Here is a 3,311-nt window from a genome sequence, read left to right on the forward strand (position 1 = left end):
AAGTGGCAGGTCGCCCGGGCCGATGAGGATTACGACGCGGCACAGGTCGAGGCGCGGCGCATCACCGTGGACACGACGAGGATCGCGCTGGAGAGCTTCCCGATGGCGGTGCCGCCCGAAGAAGCCGAGCGCCGCTGCCGCCGCGCGCTGATGGAAGCGTGGGTGGGGCGGGAAACGGCGGCGTTCCGATTGCCGCCCTCGCGCCTGGCGCTTGATCCGGCCGATGTCATCCGGCTTGATCATGACGGGCGTCTGGTCGATCTGCGGCTCGTCTCCATCGCCGACGCCGGTGCGCGCGGCATCGAGGCGGTCCGCCAGGACCGCGCGGTCTATGATCTGCCGCCCGGCGATGCCCGCCCGGTCTCACTCACGCGTGCCGTGGTGTTCGGCGCTCCCCAAGCCGTGCTGATGGACCTGCCGCAGCTGACCGAGGACCAGCCCGCACATCGGCCGCTGGTCGTGGCGCACGCGGTTCCATGGCCCGGCGAGATGGCAGTGTTCCGCAGCCCTTCGACGGATGGGTTCGAGTTGCTGACCACGGTTCAGTCCCGCGCCCGGATTGGCACGCTGGTTTCGGACTTTTATGCTGGGCCGACGTCGCGCTTCGATCTCGGAAACGCGCTGATTGTCGACCTGCTGACCGGCACGCTGGAAAGCGTCACGGACCTGACGCTGTTCGGTGGAGTGAACGCGTTGGCGGTGGAAAGCGCGCCCCGCGCCTGGGAGATCGTCCAGGCGGGCGCCGCGGAACTGCTGGCGCCCGGCCGGTATCGGCTGACCCGCTTGCTGCGGGGCCAGCGCGGTACGGAAGGCGCCATGGGCAACCCCGCACCCGCAGGCGCGTGGGTTGTGGTGCTGGACGCGTCGCTCGCGTCCCTGCCGATCGCCGAGGGTGAGCTTGGCATCCCGTGGAACTGGCGCATTGGCCCCGCAAGTCGCCCGGTCAGCGACGAGACCTATGTGGCGCAGGCCTTCACGCCCGCGGGCGTCGGTGTCCGACCATTCTCCGTCGCCCATGTGGAGCAGCCATGGCGCAAGGCGCGCAGTCCCGGCGACCTGACGATCCGCTGGACACGCCGGTCGCGGTCGCTTTCCGCCGACAGCTGGGGTGCGGTTGAGGTGCCGCTCGCAGAGGGTGAGCGGGGACCGGGGCCCCAGTGGGACCACGAAAGCCCCGCGAACGAAGCCTACGAGGTCGAGATCCTCGACGGCGCCACCGTGAAGCGGGTGTTGAGCACCGCCACCACCAGCGCGATCTACACTGCCGCTCAGCAGTCCGCCGATTGGGGTGCGCCGCTCGGCTCCGGCGACACGCTCGACATCCGCATCTTCCAGCTCTCCGCCCTCGTCGGGCGGGGTGCACCGAAAACCGTCACGCTCATATTCTGAAGGAGAGCGCCCCATGTCCGACGCCACGATCCATCTGCTGCTGCCCTATATCCTCGCGGCACAGGCCCAGAAGCACGTCACCCACAACGAGGCGCTGCGGCTCATCGATGGGCTCGTCCAGCTCTCCGTTCTCGACCGGGACCTGACGGCTCCGCCTGACAGCCCGACCCACGGCGACCGCTACATCGTCGGCTCGGGTGCCACCGGCGATTGGGCGGGCTGGGACCTGAACGTCGCGCTCTGGACCGATGGCGCCTGGCTCCGCCTACCTCCACGGACCGGCTGGCGGGCATGGGTCGAGACCGAGGGACTGCTGCTGGTCTACGACGGCGCGGGTTGGGTCGGCACCACGCCGGACGTGCTGCAGAACATGGCGCTGTTGGGGCTGGGCACAACAGCCGACGCCTCGAACCCGTTTTCGGCCAAGCTGAACGCGGCGCTCTGGACGGCGAAGACCGTCGCCGAGGGTGGCACGGGCGATCTGTTCTACACCATGAACAAGGAGGCTGCGGGCGACGATCTCGGGCTGACGCTACAGACGGGCTTTGTGACGAAGGCGCTCGTGGGACTGTTCGGCTCCGACCGCTTCCGGCTCGCAGTCTCGGCCGACGGCAGCACCTTCTTCGACGGGCTCAGCGTGGACAACGCCACCGGCATCGTCGATCAGCCCCGGCTGCCGCGGTTCAAGGCGTATACCAACTACGACAACTATGTCGGCGTCGGCACCTGGACGAAGATCGGCCTGAACAACACCGACACCAACGATCAGGGCGCGTTTGATGCCGCCAACAGCCATTTCGTGGCGCCGGTCGACGGCACCTACCTCTTTGGCGCGACGCTCCTCTACAAGGCGGGCGCCAGCACAACGGCGCGCATGCGCGGGCGGCTCGTGCTGAACGGGACCACCGAAATCCGAGGCTCGCTGGGAGAAATCAGCGGCGATCACGTCTCGCTCGCCACCGCGCTCTGGCTGCAGACCATGGTGCCGCTCAGCGCGGGCGACACCGTCGAGCTGCAGGGGGATTTCCAGGTCGCAGACGGCTACTTCGCCGCCGATCAGACGTCCTTCTGGGGCTGCAAGATCGGCTGAAGGGCGGGAGGATGTCGCATCACAACCAGTAACCAAGGGGCATCAACATGACAGAACGAACCACCCTGTTGCAGGAGGTGGGCGCGGCCTTTCGCGACAACGGCCTGCCTGCCGCCATCACCGCGCTGATCGGCGGCTTCCTCGCGCTCCTCGCTGCCGTCACGCGCAGGGCGTTCACCAATGACGCCATGCTGGAGCGGCTCGACCGCGAGCTTAGCCAGGAGCGCGACCGCGTGGATCGCCAGCGCACTGAGGACCGCAAGGCCGATGCCGACCGGCTGGAACGGATCGAAGCTGACATCCGCGCCATGCGTGATCTGATGTTCGAGGCGTTCCAGCGAGAGCACACCGATCGCGCCGACCGCATCGGTCGCACCGACTGACCTTCACACCCCCCTTCACCAGATCCCTTGAAACTGACCCGCCCTGCAAGCGGGTCTTTGTCTGTCAGGAGACCGCCATGTCCACCACCACATATGCCCATTTCCGCGACGTGTCTGAAAGCGTCTGGCGCTGGCCCAGCTTTTCACCGGCCGAAATCGCCTGCCGCGGCACCGGGTCGATCAGGATCAACGCCGAGGCCATGGACAAGCTGCAGGCGCTCCGCGATCGGCTGGGCAAACCGCTGATCGTCCGTTCCGGCTATCGCAGCCCGAGCCACAACCGCGCAGTCGGCGGCGCGACCCGCTCCAAGCACCTTGACGGAGCCGCCTTCGACATCGCCATGGCGAACCACGATCCGGTGGCCTTCGAGGCAGCGGCCCGCGCCGTCGGCTTTCTCGGCTTCGGCACCTATCCCCGGTCGGGGTTCATGCACATTGACCTCGGTCCT

At 67.8% G+C, this 3,311-nt stretch carries 4 protein-coding genes; all 4 read left to right on the plus strand.

What is annotated here, in order from left to right:
- Positions 1-1,389: phage tail protein (locus tag IEV82_RS23340; protein ID WP_194468877.1), on the plus strand; the 1,389-nt coding region annotated here is incomplete at its 5' end.
- 13 nt (positions 1,390-1,402) lie between these two features.
- A complete protein-coding gene (locus IEV82_RS23345; RefSeq protein ID WP_188484480.1) occupies positions 1,403-2,479 on the plus strand; it encodes a DUF2793 domain-containing protein in 1,077 nt (358 codons plus the stop codon).
- Positions 2,480-2,526: 47 nt separating this feature from the next.
- Complete coding sequence (locus tag IEV82_RS23350; RefSeq protein WP_188484481.1) at positions 2,527-2,862, plus strand: hypothetical protein; 336 nt, start codon at positions 2,527-2,529, stop codon at positions 2,860-2,862.
- Positions 2,863-2,939: 77 nt separating this feature from the next.
- Positions 2,940-3,311, plus strand: a 372-nt coding sequence (locus tag IEV82_RS23355; RefSeq protein ID WP_188484482.1) for a D-Ala-D-Ala carboxypeptidase family metallohydrolase, incomplete at its 3' end; no start/stop codon positions are given.

The sequence above is a fragment of the Marivita lacus genome, assembly GCF_014637725.1.
Lineage (GTDB): Bacteria > Pseudomonadota > Alphaproteobacteria > Rhodobacterales > Rhodobacteraceae > Marivita > Marivita lacus.